This window comes from Azonexus sp. (genome assembly GCF_041909095.1).
In the GTDB taxonomy this organism is placed as follows: domain Bacteria; phylum Pseudomonadota; class Gammaproteobacteria; order Burkholderiales; family Rhodocyclaceae; genus Azonexus.
The window spans coordinates 238460-257115 of the sequence record NZ_JAYREB010000001.1; the positions used below are offsets into that span (position 1 = coordinate 238460).

Sequence of the window (18656 nt, forward strand, 5' to 3'; positions counted from 1 at the left end):
CTCCGCTTCCTTCGCGACTGCGGGCCGGCGACATCTGTGCCGCCGGCCCCATCCACGGATTATTTTTTGCCGGCGTAGTGATCGACCAGGGCGTTGGCCTCGGCGAGCAGCTTGTTGCCATCGACGCCCTTGGCCGACACTTCCTTGACCCATTCGTCGTTGACCGTGCTGGCTGTCTTCTTCCACTTGGTGGTCTCTTCCGCCGGAATCTGGTAGATCACGTTGCCGTTCTTCAACGTCGCGGCGCGGCTGGCGGCGTCGGCACTCTTCAACTGGCCGCTGACCCAGGCCGAGGTCTCGCGGCCGCTGTTGGCGTCGATCACCTTTTTCAGATCGGCCGGCAGGCTGTCGTATTTCTTCTTGTTCATGACGAAAACCATGGTCGTCGTCGTCAGTGTGTGGTCGCCGCCGAACTCGGCGGAGAACTTGGTCAGCTCATGCACCTTCATCGCTGGCACCACTTCCCAGGGCAGCATGGTGGCCTCGATCACCCCCTTGGACAGCGCCTCGGACATCTGCGTCACCGGCATGCCGACCGGGCTGGCGCCGAGCGCCGACAAGAGGCGGGTGGTGAGACGGGAAGAGCTGCGAATCTTCATGTCCTTGAGGTCGGCCATGACCTTCGGTTGGGCAGCCCGCAGGTGCAGGGTATAAGGGCCAGGCACCCAGGTCGCCAGCGGGTGGAGGCCGGAAAATTCGCTTTTCAGGGTGTTCTTCTGCACGAAATCCCAGAGCGCGCGCGACGAGCCTTCCTGCTCGCGGGTCATGAACGGCAATTCGAAAACTTCCGTCACCGGGAAACGCCCCGGGGTGTATCCCGGCAGCGTCCACGCCGCATCGGCAACGCCATCGCGAACCTGCGACAGCAGTTGCGCCGGCGTCCCGCCCAGTTGCATCGCGGGATAGATCTGGCACTTGATGCGCCCGGCCGACTCGCTCGCCACCTTGTCGCACCACGGGGCGATGAACTTGGTATGACCGGGTGCCGTCGGCGGGACGAAGTGGGCAACCTTGAGGACAACTTCCTGGGCCAGAACGGCCCCGGGAATCAGCGCTGACAGGGCGGCAAGCGCCAGCAGATGTTTGGCTTTCATGTTTTGTCTCCGTAAATCAGTGTTATCGAGTCGCTAAAAACACACCGCTAGAATGCCCATTAGCGGTTCGGATTGTCGTCAACGCCTCCCGCCCCCGCCTAGGGAGGCGCCGCCATATCAGGTATTGAATATTGCGATATTTGTTTATCAATCCATGAATAGCAGCAGCGCCTAGCCAAATGCGGAATAGCACCTAGTCGGTTTGGGGCATAGTGCAAAGCACCGGCAACGGCTAAAGTTGGCGCGGACCTCTTTCCGGAAATCTTCGTGAGCGAACGCCTGCTGATCCTCCTGATCGCCGGCTGCCTGATGCTGCAGCCGCTATCGACCGACCTCTATCTGGCGTCGCTGCCGCGGCTCGCCGAAGCCTTCACGGCACCGAAGATCCTGGTCCAGCAGACGCTGGTCTTCTTTTCGGTGGGCTTCGGCCTCGCCCAGTTGCTCGGCGGCCCCCTGTCCGACCGCTTCGGTCGGCGTCGCGTCATGCTCGGCGGACTGAGCCTCTATCTGCTCGCCAGCCTGGCCTGCGCCCTGGCGCCGAACATCTACCTGCTGATCGGTGCCCGCTTCGCCCAGGCCTGCGGCTGCTGCGCCGCGATCGTTGCCGCGCGCGCCCTGATCCGCGACCTCTACCCGCCCGCCATCGGCGCCAGCAAGCTGGCCCAGGCATCGAGCTACATGGCCTTCGCCGTCGTCTCCGGGCCAGTGATCGGCGCCCAGTTACAGGTCCATTTCGGCTGGCAGGCGGCCTTCGTCTTCCTCAGCTGCGCCACCCCCCTGCTCCTGGCGCTGGCCTGGCGCTGGCAGGAAGCCCCGCTGCCCCGCGCCAGCGGGCAGGCCGCAGGCTATCGCAGCCTGCTCGCCCACCCGGTCTTCCGCAGCTATGCGCTGGCCGGCACCCTGAGTTACAGCAACATCTTCGTCTTCATCTCCGGCTCGGCCTTCGTGCTGATCGAGCTGCTCGGCGTATCGACCGCCAGTTATGGCTACTGCTTCGCCAGCGGCTGCGCCGGCTATCTCGGCGGCGCCTTCCTCTGCCGACGCCTGCTCGTCGCGCTGGGCACGGAGAAAACCCTGCTGACCGGCGGCACGGTGATGGCCCTGGCCGGACTCAGCTTCGCCGCCTGCGCGCTGCTCGGGGTGATGAACTGGGGGTTGCTGGTCACCTTTCAATGCCTGGCAATGTTCTCGCACGGCATCATCTTCCCTTGCGCCCAGATCGGCTCGCTGGCGCCCTTTCCCGGCTCGGCGGGACGCGCGGCCGGACTGTTCGGCGCAATCAGCATGATCGGCGCGCTGAGCGTCAGCAATCTGGTCGGCCTGCTGCTGCACGACAGCGTGCTGCCGCTCGCGCTACTGGCCGCCGGCAGCGGGCTGCTGCAATGGACACTGCTGCGCCGCAGCCAGCACAAGCAGACGCTGAGCCTCGGCCAATAGGCATTCCCGAAGGAACAAAAACGAAAAGGCCCCGGAAAACCGGGGCCTTTTCGTTGAAGCTTTGGTGGTGATGGGCAGAATCGAACTGCCGACCTGTGGGTTATGAATCCACCGCTCTAACCGTCTGAGCTACATCACCACGCTTGGAGGGCGCGAATTATAGTTGGCGGCCGGCGGCGCGGTCAACCGCGTTATAATGCGCAACTTTTTCGCGCCTCGCTTGCCTAAGCGGCGCCTCTGATTTTAAAAAGATTTTCCCCATGCCCAAGAAACTATTCATCCGCACTTTCGGGTGCCAGATGAACGAGTACGATTCGGACAAGATGGCCGATGTGCTCAACGCCGCCGAAGGTATCGTCAAGACCGACAACCCCGAGGAAGCCGACATCATCCTGTTCAATACCTGCTCGGTGCGCGAAAAGGCGCAGGAGAAGGTGTTCCACGACCTCGGCCGGGTCCGCCACCTGAAGCAGAAGAATCCCGATCTGGTGATCGGCGTCGGCGGTTGCGTTGCCAGCCAGGAGGGCGACGCCATCGTTGCCCGCGCGCCCTACGTCGATGTCGTGTTCGGACCGCAGACATTGCACCGGCTGCCGCAACTGATTGCCGAACGCAAGGCCAAGGGCAAGGCGGCGGTCGACGTCTCCTTCCCCGAAATCGAGAAGTTTGACGCCATGCCGCCGGCCGAGGTCAAGGGCGCCAGCGCCTTCGTCTCGATCATGGAAGGCTGCTCCAAGTTCTGCACCTTCTGCATCGTCCCTTACACCCGCGGCGGCGAAGTATCGCGGCCGTTCACCGACATCCTCACCGAAGTCGCCGACCTTGCCGCCCATGGCGTCGGGGAAGTCACCCTGCTCGGCCAGAACGTCAATGCCTACCGCGGCGACATGGAAGGCACGGATGAAAAGGCCGACCTCGCGCTGCTCATCGAGTACATCGCCGAGGTGCCGGGGATCGAGCGCATCCGCTACACCACCTCGCACCCGCGCGAGATGAGCCAGCGCCTGATCGACACCTACCTGAAGGTGCCCAAGCTGGTCTCGCACCTGCACCTGCCGGTGCAATCCGGTTCCGACCGCGTGCTGGCGGCGATGAAGCGCGGCTACACGGCGCTCGAATACAAGTCGGCGGTCAGGAAGCTGCGTGCCGCGCGCCCCGACATCTCGCTGTCGTCCGACTTCATCGTCGGCTTCCCGGGCGAGACCGACGAGGATTTCGAGAAGACGATGAAGCTGATCGACGAGGTCGCCTTCGACGCCTCCTTCTCCTTCATCTACAGCCCGCGCCCGGGCACGCCGGCGCTGGAACTCGAAGACAGCACGCCGGCCGAGGTCAAGTCGGCGCGCCTGGCCCGCCTGCAGAAGCGGATCGACGAACTGGCGCAGGCGGTCAGCCAGGCGATGGTCGGCAGCGTCCAGCGGGTGCTGGTCGAAGGCCCGTCGAAGAAGGACCCGAACGAGCTGGCCGGGCGCACTGACAACAACCGGATCGTCAATTTCCGGGGCAGCCCGCGATTGGTCAATCAATTCGTCGATGTTAGGATTTTGCAGTCGTTGTCACACAGCCTGCGGGGCGAAATCATCATCAAGGAAGACTGATCCGGGGGGATACCAATGCAGATGATCATTCAAAGTACTACCGTCAAGGCCGCACCGGCCTTTGTCATCGCCGCCCTGCTGGCGGCCCCGGTCGGCGCCCAGCCGTCCGGCTACAAGCTGGGCGGCGGCGACGTGCCGGTCAGCGGCTCGGCCAGCACCGAAGGCGCCAGCGGCGAAGCGATGCAGCTCGAGAAGTGCAGCGCGCCGATCGGCGCGCTGGCCGTCGCCGAACCACAGGAATACGTCGGCAAGGCACTCAACGAGGTCGGCCTGGCCTCGCCGACCGGGCTGATCCGGCTGATGATCCAGCAGTCGAACTGCTTCGTCGTCGTCGAACGCGGCGTCGCCATGCAGAACCTGATGCAGGAGCGCCAACTGGCGCAGAGCGGCATGTTGCAGGGCGGCAACAACATGGGCGGCGGCCAGATGCTGACTGCCGACTACGTGCTGACGCCTGACGTCGTCTTCTCGCAAAGCGACGCCGGCGGCGTCGGCGGCGCGCTGGGCGGCATCGGCGGCGTCTTCGGCGTGGGCGGCATGATCGCCGGCGCCATCGTCGGCGGCGTCAAGTTCAAGCAGGCGCAAACCTCGATGCTGGTCGCCGACGCCCGCTCCGGCGTGCAGATCACCGCCGCCTCGGGCAGCGCCGAGAAGTCCGATTTCGGCCTCGGCTTCCTCGGTGCCGGCGCCGGCGGTTTCGGCGCCCTTGGCGGCTACGCCAACACGGCGCAGGGCAAGGTCGTCGCCACCTCCTTCCTCGACAACTACAACAAGATCGTCATCGCCATGCGCGACAACCCGGCGCTCAAGCGCACGGCGACGACCACCGCGCAGCAGGCCGGCAACGTCCGCCAGGCCGGCGCCGTCTTTGCCGCTGGCGACGTCCTGCTGCCGAAGATCGGCGGCATCAAGCTCTACGCCGCCCCGAACGGCCAGGGCAAGCCACTGAAAACGCTGGCCAAGACCGACGAAATGGTCGCCCTGGGCGAGGAACAGGACAAGTTCGTCAAGGTGCAGGGCGCCAACTTCGAGGGCTGGATCGACAAGACCATGCTGCGCAAACAGTGAATACCCGGCGCCCGCGCCCCGCTCGGCCGGTCGAGATTGCCCTCGCACCGGTCGACAACGCCCAGCTCGCCAACCTGTGCGGGCCGCTCGACGAAAACATCCGGCAGATCGAGACCGGCTTCGACGTCGTCATCCGGCGCCGCAACGAGCGTTTTTCGATCACCGGCGACCAGGCCCAGCTTACCGCCGACGCCTTGCGCCACTTCTACGCGCTGGCCCGCGAGCCGCTATCGGTCGACGAGATCCAGCTCGGCCTGATCGAACTGACCAACGCCCCGGTGCGCCGCGTCGGCGCTGTCGCCGATGCTGGCGACGGCCCGCAACTGGTCACCCGCAAGGCCGAACTGCACGGCCGCACGCCGCGCCAGGTGGCCTACCTGAAGGCGATCCAGGAACACGACATCACCTTCGGCATCGGCCCCGCCGGCACCGGCAAGACCTATCTTGCGGTCGCCTCCGCCGTCGACGCCTTCGAGCGTGACCTGGTGCAGCGCATCATCCTGACCCGGCCGGCGGTCGAGGCCGGCGAACGGCTCGGCTTCCTGCCCGGCGACCTGACGCAGAAGATCGACCCCTACCTGCGGCCGCTCTACGACGCGCTCTACGATCTGATGGGGCACGACCGCGTCGCCAAGCTTTACGAGAAACACGCCATCGAGATCGCCCCGCTCGCCTTCATGCGCGGGCGTACGCTCAACCACGCCTTCATCATCCTCGACGAAGCGCAGAACACGACGCCGGAGCAGATGAAGATGTTCCTGACCCGCATCGGCATCGGCGCCAAGGCCGTGGTTACCGGCGACGTCACCCAGATCGACCTGCCGCGCGGTCACAAGAGCGGCCTCAAGGAAGCCGTCGACGTGCTGCATGACGTGCGCGGCATCGCCTTCACCGAATTCAGAAAGGAAGACGTCGTGCGCCACCCGCTGGTCGCCCGCATCGTCGAAGCCTATGAAAACCGCCAGCAAACGACTTAACCTCTCCGTGCAATATGCCTGTAACCGCGATGGCCTACCCTTGCGAGCGGATTTCGTGCGCTGGGCAAGGGCGGCGCTGGACGGCGGCGGCGAGGTGACGATCCGCCTGGTCGAACCCGACGAGGGACAGGCCTTGAACGCCGAGTACCGCGGCAAGGATTACGCGACCAATGTCCTGTCCTTTCCCTACGAGACGGAACCCGTGGTCATGGGCGACCTCGTCATCTGTCCCGCCGTCGTCGCCCGCGAGGCCGCCGAGCAGGGCAAGCCGTTGGCGGCGCATTACGCCCACCTGACGGTGCATGGTATGCTGCACCTTCAGGGTCGGGACCATGAAGATGACATGGAAGCCCGCGCCATGGAAGACGAAGAGAGGAAAATTCTAGCCGCGCTGGGTTATGCCGACCCCTATGCGGATTGACATCATGGATAGTGACAGTAAACCCGGTTTCATCGAACGCCTGACTTCCCTGCTGCTACGCGAACCTGAAGACCGCACGCAGCTCATGCAGACCCTCCACGCCGCCTACGAGCGCAACCTGATGGACGCCGACGCGCTGACCATCATCGAAGGCGCGCTCGCCGCCTCGGAAACCCGCGTCGCCGACGTGATGGTGCCGCGGGCCCAGATGGACGTCATCAACATCGACGACCCCCTGCGCGAAACCCTGCCCGAAATCATCGAAGCCGCCCACTCGCGCTTCCCGGTCATCGACGGCGACCGTGACAACATCCTCGGCATCCTGCTCGCCAAGGACCTGCTGCGCCTGCACACCGAGCAGAATTTCGAACTGCGCGACTGGCTGCGACCGGCCGTCTTCATTCCCGAATCCAAGCGCCTCAACGTGCTGCTGCGCGAATTCCGCGTCTCGCGCAACCACATGGCGATCGTCGTCAACGAATACGGCGGCGTTGCCGGCCTGGTCACCATCGAGGATGTGCTCGAACAGATCGTCGGCGACATCGAGGACGAATACGACTTCGACGAGGCGCACGACAACGTCCGCCTCGACTCCACCGGCCGCTACCGGGTCAAGGCAGGCACCGAGATCGAGGATTTCAACGCCGCCTTCTCGACCGATTTCTCCGATCAGGAGTTCGACACCATCGGTGGCCTCGTCCTGCGCCACCTCGGACGCGTGCCCAAGCGCAACGAGACGCTGGAGATCGACGGCGTCCGCTTCCAGGTGCTGCGCGCCGACAGCCGCCGCCTGTACACCCTGCTCGTCGACCTGCCGAAACCCGGCCCCGTCACCGCCCATGCCGCTGACTGAGGCGGCCCGCCGCCACCTGGCGGCGCTGCTGGCGGGCGCCAGCGGCGTCCTCTGCTTTGCCCCGTTCGGCCTGTTCTGGCTGGCGCCGCTGCCCTGGCTGGCCTTCTTCCTGCTGCTGCGCCGCGCCGCCGGTCCGCGCCAGGCGGCGCTGAGCGGTTTCCTGTTCGGCCTCGGCTTCTTCCTCGCCGGCATCTCCTGGGTCTACGTCAGCCTTTCGGTCTTCGGCGGCATGCCCTGGTGGCTGGCCGGCCCGGCGACGCTCATCTTCTGCGCCGCGCTCGCCCTCTACCCGGCCGCCGCCGGCTGGGCCTTCCGGCGCTGGCAGCCGGCCGCCTTCTGGCGCCAGGTGCTGTGGTTCGCCGTTCTCGTCGCCACTGCCGACTGGCTGCGTGGCTGGCTGTTCACCGGCTTTCCCTGGCTGGCGCTCGGTTACAGCCAGGCCCCACCCAGTCCGCTGGCCGGCTTCGCGCCGCTGCTCGGCGTCCATGGCCTGACGCTAATCGTCGCCCTGATCGCCGCCAGCCTCGCCCGCTGGCGCAGCGGCCTCCTGCTGCTGGCAGCGTTTGCCGCCGTCGGCTTCGGCCTGCGTCAGGTGGCGTGGACGACGCCGGTCGGCGCACCGGTCAGCGTCGCGCTGATCCAGGGCAACATCCCGCAGGACATGAAGTTCAGACCGGAATCCTTTTTCCGCACACTGAACCTGTACCGTGACCTGATTGCCGCCCATCCGGCGCAACTGATCCTGCTCCCGGAAACCGCGCTGCCGACCTTCGTCGACCGCCTGCCGGCTGAATACGTGGACGAACTGAAGACGCTGGCGGCCCGCGGCGGTGGTGACCTGATCGTCGGCACCCTGAGCGGCGACCCCGAAGGCGCCTACTACAACAGCGCCGTCAGCCTCGGCAGCTCAGCGCTGCAGGTTTACAGCAAGCAGCACCTGGTGCCCTTCGGCGAATTCATCCCACCCGGCTTCGCCTGGTTCATGGCCCAGGCCAACATCCCGATGTCGTCGTTCAGCGCCGGCCCGGCGCGCCAGGCGCCGCTCGCCGTCGCTGGCAGCGCGGTGGCGATCAACATCTGCTACGAGGACGTTTTCGGCGAGGAGATCATCGGCGCCCTGCCCGCTGCCGGCATTCTCGCCAACCTGTCGAATACCGCCTGGTTCGGCCGCTCGCTGGCGCAGCCGCAGCACCTGCAGATCGCCCGCCTGCGCGCTGTCGAAACCGGCCGCCCGATGCTGCGCGCGACCAACACCGGGATGACCGCGATCATCGCCGCCGACGGCAGCCTGAGCGGCGTACTGGAGCCCTTCACCAGCGCCGTTCTCGCAGGCGAAGTGCGGGCGCATCAAGGCGCCACGCCTTACAGCCGCTGGGGCAACCTGGGCGCCCTCGTCCTCATCGTCCTGCTCGGGCTCATCGCCCGCCCGCGCCGGCGCGGCTGAAGACTCAGCGGGCGCCGGCGTCGCCGCGCGCCATCCTGACGACGTCGGACTTCAGCAGGCTGCGCACGAATTCGCCGCGCTCGCCGGTCCGCTCCTTGCCGTCGTGGTAGAGCAGTTCGACGGCGAAGGCGCCGTTGCCGGTGGCTTCGGCGGCGACATTGTCGGGACTGATGGTGACCCGTCCGAGCTGGCGCTGGGTCGGCCAGCGCACCTCGCCGTAGGCGTGATAGACCAGTTCCGAACAGACGATGCGATCGGTCGATTCGACGTCAAAGTTGAAGTCGTAAGCCTTGCCGACCTGGCGCAGGGTCTGCAGCACGGCCTCGGCGCGCGCCGCGTCGGCCATCTGGCGCGGGCGCAGGACGGCGAGATCGTCGATATTGAGGAAGTGCTGCAGGGTGTTCATCTTGACCCCGGAACGCAGCGCCTCGACGACGCCGCGACCGGCCCGGATGCTGGCCTGGTGCGGGCGTACCACCGGATGCTCCCAGATGCCGAGGCGGCGCAGTTCCGCCTCGCTGCCGACCCAGACCGCGACATGCCCGTAATGGCCGGGAATGAAGGCGTCGGTGAGGCGGAAGGGGGTCTTCTCAAGCAGCACGTCGCCCGCCTGCACCGTGCCCGCCAGTTTCTCGAGCACCGGCGCCTGGCCATCGAGCTTGCCGCGCCGGGTCTCGACCAGGCCGGCGGCGTTGCCGAACAGCAGGCTGGAGAGATTGACACCTTCCTTCTTCAGGCGGTTCAGCGTATCGATCGAGAAGGCGCTGAAGAAATTGAGCATGCTGCCGACGTAACCGAGCGGCTGCACCTGGCGCACCATCTGGTAGGACGGGCTCTGCTCGATCAGCGCCGCCAGGTAGCGCTCGCCGTCAATCGGCGAACTGGCGAGCTGGCGCCCGTGCGCCTCGTACCACTCGAGGGCGCGCCGGGTGCGGGCGCGGTTGACCGCCGAATTGAAGGACAGCGAGATGCGATTCAAGGCCCCGCTCGGAATCGCGAAACCGCTGTCGCGGCTGTTCAGATGCTGGCGCAGGAAGGGGTTGGCGCGGTAGAGGCCGACCGCCGACAGATAATTGTCGTAGAGCAGCAAGGCCGCCGACAGCGACATCGCCACCCCGGCCGCCAGCACCCGCGCCCGCGCCGGATCGGCGGGAATCGGCTGATCGAGCCAGCATTCGCGCTCGGTGGCCACCGCCAGCAGGCGCCGCCGCTGGTCGAGCAGGGTCGCCGCGCCCTCGTTGAGGCGCCGCAGGTCCGCGCCGGACAGCGCCTCGCCGCGCGCGTCGCGGGCTTTCAGCACCTCCAGGTAATCGATCGCGCGCGCCCGCAAACTCAGCACTTCCTCGGTCAGCGCCTGGTACTCGGCGATTCGGGTCGCCATCTCGAACGGCGCATCGAGGGCCAGCGGCGCGCCACATTGCGGCAAGGGCGTCACACCGATGCCAATAGCATCCTCGGCCTGCGCCGGCACCCCGGCCAGGACGCCGCAACAAAGCAGCGCAGCCACAGCAAGCGATACGGATTTCATCATCACCCCCGGAAAGAGGGCTCAGATATTACATTGAAATACCCCCAGCCGACAGCCCGGACCAAGGCTCAGGCCCGCTGCTGCGTTCCCTGGCGGATCGCCGCCTCGAGCCGGCGTCGCTCGGCGAGCACCTTGTTCGCGTAACGCTGCGCCGGATCCTCGATCGCCCCGCCGAACTGCTGCAGGCCAGGAATCAGGCCGCCGTTACGGGCGATCGACTCGCGCAGGACGCGGGTACCGACCTGGACGTTGGTCACCGGGTCGAAGAAAGGCAGCTCGCCGGCGTCCTGCGGCAGCTTGTCGCTGTGGAAACGCGGCATCACCTGCATCAGGCCCTGGGCGCCGACGACGCTCTGCGAAAACGGGTTGAAGCCCGACTCGACGCCGATCACCGCCACCACCAGCAAGGGGTCGAGCCCCTGCTCGCGGGCGCTGCCCTGGGCAGCGAGGAAAATCGGCAACAAGGCTTCGTGCGACACCCGATAGCGCCGCGCCACGTAATCGAGCGCCTTCTGCATTGACGGCACCAGGCGACCGTCGTCAACCAGCGCCACCGGTTGCGTAACAGCCGATACAGCAGGCTCGCTGGCACTGACTCCAGCCGGGAACATCGCCTGCAGACCGAGCAGGAAACCGGCCTGCCCCTGGAAGGAACCGGCCAGACCGAGCACGAAAACCAGCCCGGCCAACATCAGAAACTTGCGGACGACGTGCGAGACGGCCGCGACTACCCGCTGCACTGCGGGGGAAAGGAACTGCGAAGCGAACATGCGCCCTCCTTCACTGTGCCGCCGACAGAAAACATCGGCGAACGGTTACGGGGGGTACGACACCGGGCCATTCCTCCGTGGGAGGAAGCAAGGTTTCCACCAGGCCGAGTCTGGCCGTAGGGCGGGGAAACCCCGGTGTTGCACCGCAACAATCAGCGCGCATTCTATTGATTTATTTGAACAAGTCAACAAAGCGCCGGCAGCGAAGCCGAACCGGCTGTTGTCCCGGCGCAACACTTAAGACAAGGTCATCCCGCCCTGGCCTCCCCTTTCCGGCGGCAAAGCCCGCCCAGGCAGGCAACCGGCCGGCAAGCTGCCGGGGCTGGCAAAAGCCTGTAAAATCGCCGCTTTCCGTCTTACCGAGTGCGTCCGATGACGACCAGCAACATATCCGCGAAGAAGCCGACCTTCCAGGAAATCATCCTGCGTCTGCAGCAATACTGGAGCGCCCAGGGCTGCGCCCTGCTCCAGCCCTACGACATGGAAGTCGGCGCCGGCACCAGCCACACCGCCACCTTCCTGCGTGCGATCGGCCCGGAGCCGTGGAAGGCCGCTTACGTGCAGCCCTCGCGCCGCCCCAAGGACGGCCGCTACGGCGAGAACCCGAACCGCATGCAGCACTACTACCAGTATCAGGTGGTGCTGAAGCCGGCGCCGGACAACATCCTTGAGCTTTACCTCGGTTCGCTCGAAGCGCTCGGCTTCGACCTGAAGAAAAACGACGTGCGTTTCGTCGAGGACGACTGGGAAAACCCGACGCTGGGCGCCTGGGGCCTGGGTTGGGAAGTCTGGATGAACGGCATGGAAGTGACGCAATTCACCTACTTCCAGCAGGTCGGCGGCATCGACTGCAAGCCGATCACCGGCGAAATCACCTACGGCATCGAGCGCCTGGCGATGTACCTGCAGGGCGTCGAGAACGTCTATGACCTGACCTGGACCGATGGCCTGAGCTACGGCGACGTCTATCACCAGAACGAAGTCGAGCAATCGACCTACAACTTCGAGCACTCCGACGTCGATTTCCTGTTCCACGCCTTCGCCGCCCACGAGAAGCAGGCGCAGCACCTGATGGGCGCGCAACTGGCGTTGCCGGCCTACGAACAGGTGCTCAAGGCCGCCCACACCTTCAACCTGCTCGACGCGCGCGGCGCCATCTCGGTCACCGAACGCGCCGCCTACATCGGCCGCATCCGCAACCTCGCCCGCGCCGTCGCCCAGGCCTACCTCGAATCGCGCGCCCGCCTCGGCTTCCCGATGGCCCCGCGCGACTGGGCCAACGAAGTGCTGGCCAAGCTCGAAGAACAGAACGCCAAGAAAGCCGCCTGAGATGACTGCCAAGAACCTCCTCGTTGAACTGTTCGTTGAAGAACTGCCGCCCAAGGCGCTGAAGAAACTCGGCGAAAGCTTTGCCGCCGCGCTCGCCGCTTCGCTGAAGAAGGACGGGCTGGCCGCCGATGGCGCCACCGTCACCGCCTACGCCTCGCCGCGCCGTCTGGCCGCGCATGTCACCGACGTGGCCGCTGTCGCCGCCGACAAGCCGGTGGTGCAGAAGCTGATGCCGGTTGCGGTCGGCCTCGACGCCAGCGGTAACGCCACGCCCGCCCTGCTCAAGAAACTTGCCGCGCTGGGCGCCGACGAATCTGCCGTTGCCTGCCTGCGCCGCGAAAACGACGGCAAGGCCGACATCCTTTTCTACGACAGCCTGGCCAAGGGCGCGACGCTCGCCGACGGCCTGCAGAAGGCCATCGAAGCCGCGCTCGCCGCGCTGCCGATCCCCAAGGTGATGAGCTACCAACTGGCCGACGGCTGGAGCAGCGTCAATTTCGTGCGCCCGGCGCATGCGCTGGTCGCCCTGCACGGCGGCGACGTGGTGCCGGTTTCCGTGCTCGGCCTGCAATCCGGCAAGGCCACCAAGGGCCACCGCTTCGAAGCGGCCGTCGATCCGGTGGTGATCGCGGATGCCGACAGCTATGCCGAAACGCTCAAGCGCGATGGCGCCGTGATCGCCTCCTTCGCCGAGCGCCGCGCCGAGATCGCCCGCCAGCTCGCTGCCGCTGCGGCGCAAGCGGGTGGCAAGCCGATCGACGACGACGCCCTGCTCGACGAAGTCACCGCGCTGGTTGAGCGCCCGAACGTGCTGGTCGGCCAGTTCGAGGAAGAATTCCTCGCCGTGCCGCAGGAATGCCTGATCCTGACCATGAAGGCCAACCAGAAGTACTTCCCGCTGCTCGACGCGGCAGGCAAGCTGACCAACAAGTTCCTCGTCGTCAGCAACATCTCGCCGCAAGACGCCAGCGCGGTGATCGGCGGCAACGAGCGCGTGGTGCGCCCGCGCCTGGCCGACGCCAAGTTCTTCTTCGATCAAGACCGCAAGAAGTCGCTGGAAAGCCGCGTCATCGGCTTGTCCAAGGTCGTCTATCACAACAAGCTGGGCACCCAGGGCGAGCGCGTCCAGCGCGTCGCGGCGATTGCCCGCGCCATCGCCGAACATCTCGGCGGCGGCGAACTGGTGCAGCACGCCGAACAGGCAGCGCTGCTCGCCAAGGCCGACCTGCTCACCGACATGGTCGGCGAGTTCCCGGAGCTGCAGGGCATCATGGGCCGCTACTACGCCCAGCACGACGGGCTGAATGCCGACGTGGCGGATGCCATCGAAGACCACTACAAGCCGCGCTTCGCCGGCGACAGCCTGCCGCGCGGCAAGGTCGGCACGGTCGTCGCGCTGGCCGACAAGCTGGAAACCCTGGTCGGCATGTTCGGCATCGGCCAGATCCCGACCGGCGACCGCGACCCGTTCGCGCTACGCCGCCACGCGCTGGGCGTCATCCGCATGCTCGCCGAGGGCGACCTCAACCTCGCGGTCGACAGCCTGCTCAACGGTGTTTTCGCGCAATTCAACGGCATCGAGGGCTTCGCCCCGAACCCGCAGGCGCTCGCCGACTTCATCTACGACCGCCTCGCCGGCAGCCTGCGCGAGCAGGGCTACACGGCGCAGGAAGTCGATGCCGTGGTCAGCCAGCGGCCGCAGCGCCTGGGCGACATCGTCAAGCGCCTGGCCGCCGTGCGCGCCTTCTCGGCGCTGCCCGAAGCTGCCGCGCTGGCTGCCGCCAACAAGCGGGTCGGCAACATCCTGAAGAAGGCCGACGGCGTCGTCGAAGCCCGCGTCGATGCGACGCTGCTGCGCGAAGCCGCCGAAAGCGCGCTGCACGCGGCGCTGGTCGACGTCGTGCCGCAGGCTGACGCCGCCTTCCTCACCGGCGACTACAGCGAATCGCTGCTTGCCCTGGCGGCGCTGCGCGCACCGGTCGATGCCTTCTTCGACGGCGTCATGGTCAATGCCGACGATCCGGCGCTCAAGGCCAACCGGCTCGGTCTGCTCGCCATGCTGCACGCGGCGATGAACCGCGTCGCCGACCTCTCCCGGCTCTCGGCGTAAACGACCATGCCCGGCAAGCTGATCATTCTCGACCGCGACGGCGTGATCAATTTCGATTCCGCCCAGTTCATCAAGAGCCCGGAGGAGTGGAAGCCGATCCCGGGCAGCCTGGAAGCCATCGCCCGTTTGAAGCAGAACGGCTACCGCGTGGTCGTCGCCACCAATCAGTCGGGCATCGGCCGCGGCCTGTTCGACATGGATACGCTCAACCGCATCCACAAGAAGATGCACCGGGCGACCTGCGAAGTTGGCGGGCGCATCGACGCCATCTTCTACTGCCCGCACACCGCCGATTCGAAGTGCGACTGCCGCAAGCCGAAACCCGGCATGTTCCGGCGCATCGCCGAAACCCTCAACACTGACCTCAGCGGCGTTGCAGCCATCGGCGATTCGCTGCGCGACCTGCAGGCCGGCGCCGCCGCCGGCTGCCAGCCGATCCTGGTCCTCACCGGCAAGGGCGAAAAAACCCGCGACGAAGGCAACCTGCCGGAAGGCACGCTGATCTTCGCCACCCTGGCCGCCGCCGTCGATCATCTGCTGGCTCCCGCCGCCAAGGAAAAGAAATGAGTGCAGTCCGTTCCACCCTGTTCATGGCCTACGCCATCGTCTGGTCGGTGCTCAGCGCGCCGCTGGTGGTGATCGCCGGGCCGCTGCTCGGCGGTATCTGGGCCTACCGCTTCGGCCGCGTCTGGCGTCTCGGCACGCAATGGGGCGTCGAGAACCTGCTCGGTATCCGGCCGCGCATCATCGGCCGCGAGAACATGCCGGCCGAACCTTGCGTCATCATGTCCAAGCACCAGTCGGCGTGGGAGACGATGACCCTGCAGGACTGCGTGCCCGACGGCGCCTACTGCGTCTTCGTCCTGAAGAAGGAATTGCTCAAGCTGCCTTTCGTCGGCTGGGGGCTGGCGGCGATGAAGATGATCTCGATCGACCGCGCCGCCGGCAAGAACGCCCTCGACCAGGTCGTCACGCAAGGCCGCGAGCGCCTCAAGCAGGGCTTCTACGTCATCATCTTCCCCGAAGGCACGCGCGTGCCGCCGGGCGAAAAGCGCCGCTACAAACCGGGCGGCGCCTACCTGGCGACGCACGTCGGCTGCCAGGTGGTGCCGGTTGCCCACGACGCCGGCGAACTGTGGCCGCGCCAGGCCTTCCTCAAGCGCTCCGGCACCGCGACCATCAGCATCGGCCCGGCCTTCGACGCCAGCGGCATGAGCGATGCGGAAGTCAATCAGCGCGTCGAGGACTGGATCGAAGCCGAGATGCGCCGCCTCTCGCCGCACCGTTACCCGGATGCCGGCAAAGCCGACTGAAACGCCCCGGCGCATCGTCGTCGCCGGCCAGACGCTCGAGTACACGCTGCGCCGCAGCGCCCGGCGCAGCATCGGCCTGCGCATCGACCAGCGCGGCCTGCGCGTCGGCGCCCCGCAAGGCGCCGCGCTGCGTGACATCGAGGCGCTGATCCGCCAGCACGGCGACTGGGTGCTCGACAAGCTCGCCGCCTGGCGCGAACGCCCGGCCGCCACCCGCTTCGCCGTCGTCGATGGCGCCGTGCTCGACCTCCTGGGCAGCCCGACCGTTCTCCGCCTGGTGCCGGCAACGCGCGCCGGCGCCCGCTTCGCCGCTGGCGAAATCCACCTCGCCGTACCGGCCACCACCGACCCCGCCCGGGTACTCGAAGGCGCGCTACGCGAACAGGCGCGCGCGCTGTTCGCCAAACGCCTCGCCCACTTCGCGCCGCAGCTCGGCGTCGCCGCGCCGCCGCTACGCCTGTCGTCGGCGCGCACGCGCTGGGGCAGTTGCAGCGCGCGCGGCAACATCGCGCTCAACTGGCGGCTGATCCTGATGCCGCCGGCGATCGTCGATTACGTCGTCTGCCACGAACTGGCGCACCTCAAGGAAATGAACCACAGCTCGCGTTTCTGGTCTGTCGTCGAACGACTCTGCCCGGACTGGAAGGCGCGGCGCCTCGAACTGCGCCACCTTGGCCGGCAACTGCCGCAATTCTGAAAGGACACCCCATGCGCATCCTGCACACTATGCTTCGCGTCGTCGATCTCGACCGTTCCATCGCCTTCTACACCGAGATTCTCGGCATGCGACTGCTGCGCCGCAAGGACTACCCGGAAGGCCGCTTCACGCTGGCCTTCGTCGGCTACGGCAGCGAGGACAGCGAAGCCGTGCTCGAACTGACGCACAACTGGGACACCGCCAGCTACGAGCTGGGCAACGCCTACGGCCACATCGCGCTCGCCGTTCCCGACGCGGCCGCCGCCTGCGCCGCGATCAAGGCGCGCGGCGGCAAGGTGGTGCGCGAAGCCGGGCCGATGAAGCACGGCAGCACGATCATCGCCTTCGTCGAGGACCCCGACGGCTACAAGGTCGAGTTGATCGAGCGCCAGTAGCGCGCTCAGCCGGCCAAGGCCTCGCTCACAGCCCGCTCGAAACTGACGACGACGTCCGGCCAGCCGCGCGACAGCATCGCCGAACGCGCTTGTACACCCATCCGGCGCAGGCGTTCGCCGTCTTCCAGCGCCCACAGCGCCGCTTCGACGAAGGCTTTTTCGTCGCCGGGCGCCACCACGCGGCCGTTGTCAGCATCGACCACCAGTTCGGCCGCCGCCGCGCTGCGGTAGGCGACCACCGGCACGCCGCTGGCCATCGCCTCCGCCACCACGTTGCCGTAGGTCTCGCTGAGACTGGGAAAGAGAAAGAGGTCGGCGCTCGCGAAATGCGCCGCCAGGTCCTCGCCGATCCGCATGCCGGCGAAGTACTGATCCGGGTGATCTTGCTCCAGCTTGCGCGCCGACGGCCCGTCGCCGACCCACACCAGGCGCGCCGCCGGATGCCAGACCTGGAGCGCGGCAAAGCATTTCTCGACCAGCGCCAGGTTCTTTTCCGGCGCCAGCCGGCCAACGTAGAGACAGACCGGCCCGTCGCCGTCCGCGCCCCAGCGCCTGCGCAGTTCGGCGCTGCGCCGGGCGGGGTCGAAGAGCACGGTATCGACGCCGCGGCCGACGACGCGCACGCCCGGCACGCCCTCGCCGGCCAGTTCGGCGGCGAGCGCCGCGGTCGGCACCAGCGTCGCCCGCGTCCGTCGGTGCAGGATGCGCAGATAGGCGGCGACTGCCGGGCGCAGCCAGCCGATGCCGTAATGCACGCTGTAGCGGTCGAAATTGGTGTGGAAGCCGGAAGTCACCGGAATTCCCAGGCGACGCGCGGCGGCCACCGCCGACCAGCCGAACGGCCCCTCGGTGACGACGTGCACCAGGTCCGGCCGCCGTTGCCGCCAGCGCCGGCGCAGGGCACCACCGGCCGGCAGGCCGAACTGCAGGCCGGGATAGCCGGGCAGCGCGACGCCGGCGAACGGCACCTCGTGCTCGCCTCCGGCATCCGCCGCGCCCTGGCGCGGCCGCAGCACCTCGACCCGGTGGCCGCGCTGGCGCAGGCCGTCGACCAGGCGGCCGACGGTCATCGCCACGCCATTGACCTCGGGCGGATAGGTTTCGGTGACGAAGGCAATCTCCAGTTTCATAACTTCTCCAGCAAGACGCCGCCCCAGACCACGACGACCAGGCACAGCGAAACGAGCACGGCGGCGCTGCCGATATCCTTGGCGCGCTTGGCCAAACGGTGGTTCTCCAGACCGACGCGGTCGACCACCGCCTCGATCGCCGAGTTGAGCAGTTCGACGACCAGCACCAGCAACAGGCTGGCGATCAGCAGCGCGCTCGCCAGCCAGCCGACCGGCAGCCACAAGGCGAGCGGGATCAGCAGCAGGGCCAGCCAGGTTTCCTGGCGGAAGGCGTCCTCGCACAGGTAGGCGGCGCGCAGGCCGTCGAGCGAATAACGGAAGGCATTCCAGACCCGGCGCAGGCCGGTCTTGCCCTTGAACGGCGATTCGTTGGCGGGGTCGAGTCCGAGTTCTTCGGGCAGTGGTCGTCGCATCGCAAGTTCCCTGAAATGCGCCCAAGGTAATCGGCCTTCGCTAAGCTTTCATGACAGCGTCCAGCGGACTGACCTGAAA

Annotated in this window: 18 protein-coding genes and 1 tRNA gene; 13 read left to right on the top strand and 6 right to left on the bottom strand. The window is 66.9% G+C overall.

Features of this window, described 5'->3' with window-relative positions:
- Positions 1–59: 59 nt before the first annotated feature.
- Positions 60–1094, bottom strand: a complete 1035-nt coding sequence (locus ACE3OV_RS01165; protein ID WP_374324197.1) for a TRAP transporter substrate-binding protein — start codon at positions 1092–1094, stop codon at positions 60–62.
- Between the two features lie 267 nt (positions 1095–1361).
- Here ACE3OV_RS01165 and ACE3OV_RS01170 point away from each other — a divergent pair, with 267 nt between their 5' ends.
- A complete protein-coding gene (locus ACE3OV_RS01170) occupies positions 1362–2531 on the top strand; it encodes a multidrug effflux MFS transporter (protein WP_374324199.1) in 1170 nt (389 codons plus the stop codon).
- Positions 2532–2593: 62 nt separating this feature from the next.
- Here the strand turns inward: ACE3OV_RS01170 and ACE3OV_RS01175 are convergent.
- A tRNA-Met gene (locus ACE3OV_RS01175) sits at positions 2594–2670 on the bottom strand.
- Positions 2671–2791: 121 nt separating this feature from the next.
- Between ACE3OV_RS01175 and miaB the strand changes: the two genes are divergently transcribed.
- From miaB to lnt, 6 genes are read left to right on the top strand one after another with little or no spacing between them, the layout of a single operon-like run.
- Positions 2792–4129, top strand: coding sequence for a tRNA (N6-isopentenyl adenosine(37)-C2)-methylthiotransferase MiaB (miaB, locus tag ACE3OV_RS01180; protein WP_374324201.1), 1338 nt, complete (start codon positions 2792–2794; stop codon positions 4127–4129).
- 21 nt (positions 4130–4150) lie between these two features.
- A complete protein-coding gene (locus tag ACE3OV_RS01185) occupies positions 4151–5197 on the top strand; it encodes a peptidoglycan-binding protein (protein ID WP_374324203.1) in 1047 nt (348 codons plus the stop codon).
- Positions 5194–6174: a PhoH family protein gene (locus ACE3OV_RS01190; protein ID WP_374324205.1), complete on the top strand. Its 981-nt coding sequence runs from the start codon at positions 5194–5196 to the stop codon at positions 6172–6174. Before ACE3OV_RS01185 ends, ACE3OV_RS01190 begins: the two co-directional genes overlap by 4 nt.
- Positions 6175–6229: 55 nt before the next feature.
- A complete protein-coding gene (gene ybeY / locus ACE3OV_RS01195; RefSeq protein WP_374324207.1) occupies positions 6230–6595 on the top strand; it encodes an rRNA maturation RNase YbeY in 366 nt (121 codons plus the stop codon).
- Between the two features lie 4 nt (positions 6596–6599).
- Positions 6600–7448 carry an HlyC/CorC family transporter gene (locus ACE3OV_RS01200; RefSeq protein WP_374324209.1) on the top strand — a complete coding sequence of 283 codons (849 nt, stop codon included), beginning with the start codon at positions 6600–6602 and terminating at the stop codon, positions 7446–7448.
- Positions 7435–8892, top strand: coding sequence for an apolipoprotein N-acyltransferase (gene lnt / locus ACE3OV_RS01205; RefSeq protein ID WP_374324211.1), 1458 nt, complete (start codon positions 7435–7437; stop codon positions 8890–8892). Before ACE3OV_RS01200 ends, lnt begins: the two co-directional genes overlap by 14 nt.
- Before the next feature lie 4 nt (positions 8893–8896).
- Here the strand turns inward: lnt and ACE3OV_RS01210 are convergent, their stop codons facing one another.
- Positions 8897–10420 (bottom strand): YiiX/YebB-like N1pC/P60 family cysteine hydrolase, encoded by a 1524-nt coding sequence (locus tag ACE3OV_RS01210; RefSeq protein ID WP_374324213.1) that lies wholly within the window; start codon positions 10418–10420, stop codon positions 8897–8899.
- Positions 10421–10488: 68 nt separating this feature from the next.
- Complete coding sequence (locus ACE3OV_RS01215; RefSeq protein ID WP_374324215.1) at positions 10489–11190, bottom strand: transglycosylase SLT domain-containing protein; 702 nt, start codon at positions 11188–11190, stop codon at positions 10489–10491.
- Positions 11191–11562: 372 nt separating this feature from the next.
- On the opposite strand from ACE3OV_RS01215, the gene glyQ reads away from it, so the two are divergent.
- Genes glyQ through gloA form a run of 6 tightly spaced genes read left to right on the top strand, consistent with a single transcriptional unit; the run spans position 11563 to position 17034 of the window.
- Entirely contained in the window at positions 11563–12519 is a 957-nt protein-coding gene (glyQ, locus tag ACE3OV_RS01220) for a glycine--tRNA ligase subunit alpha (RefSeq protein ID WP_374324216.1), read from the top strand.
- 1 nt (position 12520) lies between these two features.
- A complete protein-coding gene (glyS, locus tag ACE3OV_RS01225; protein ID WP_374324218.1) occupies positions 12521–14629 on the top strand; it encodes a glycine--tRNA ligase subunit beta in 2109 nt (702 codons plus the stop codon).
- A gap of 6 nt (positions 14630–14635) precedes the next feature.
- Positions 14636–15196, top strand: coding sequence for a D-glycero-beta-D-manno-heptose 1,7-bisphosphate 7-phosphatase (gmhB, locus tag ACE3OV_RS01230; RefSeq protein WP_374324221.1), 561 nt, complete (start codon positions 14636–14638; stop codon positions 15194–15196).
- Positions 15193–15942 (top strand): lysophospholipid acyltransferase family protein, encoded by a 750-nt coding sequence (locus ACE3OV_RS01235; protein ID WP_374324222.1) that lies wholly within the window; start codon positions 15193–15195, stop codon positions 15940–15942. Before gmhB ends, ACE3OV_RS01235 begins: the two co-directional genes overlap by 4 nt.
- Positions 15923–16639 (top strand): M48 family metallopeptidase, encoded by a 717-nt coding sequence (locus ACE3OV_RS01240; RefSeq protein WP_374324224.1) that lies wholly within the window; start codon positions 15923–15925, stop codon positions 16637–16639. Before ACE3OV_RS01235 ends, ACE3OV_RS01240 begins: the two co-directional genes overlap by 20 nt.
- Before the next feature lie 11 nt (positions 16640–16650).
- Positions 16651–17034: a lactoylglutathione lyase gene (gene gloA, locus ACE3OV_RS01245; protein ID WP_374324226.1), complete on the top strand. Its 384-nt coding sequence runs from the start codon at positions 16651–16653 to the stop codon at positions 17032–17034.
- Positions 17035–17039: 5 nt separating this feature from the next.
- Here the strand turns inward: gloA and ACE3OV_RS01250 are convergent, their stop codons facing one another.
- Together ACE3OV_RS01250 and ACE3OV_RS01255 are read right to left on the bottom strand one after the other, a co-directional pair.
- On the bottom strand, positions 17040–18164 hold the full coding sequence (locus ACE3OV_RS01250) for a glycosyltransferase family 4 protein (RefSeq protein ID WP_374324228.1): 1125 nt from the start codon (positions 18162–18164) through the stop codon (positions 17040–17042).
- On the bottom strand, positions 18161–18577 hold the full coding sequence (locus ACE3OV_RS01255; protein ID WP_374324230.1) for a diacylglycerol kinase: 417 nt from the start codon (positions 18575–18577) through the stop codon (positions 18161–18163). Before ACE3OV_RS01255 ends, ACE3OV_RS01250 begins: the two co-directional genes overlap by 4 nt.
- Between the last annotated feature and the right edge of the window lie 79 nt (positions 18578–18656).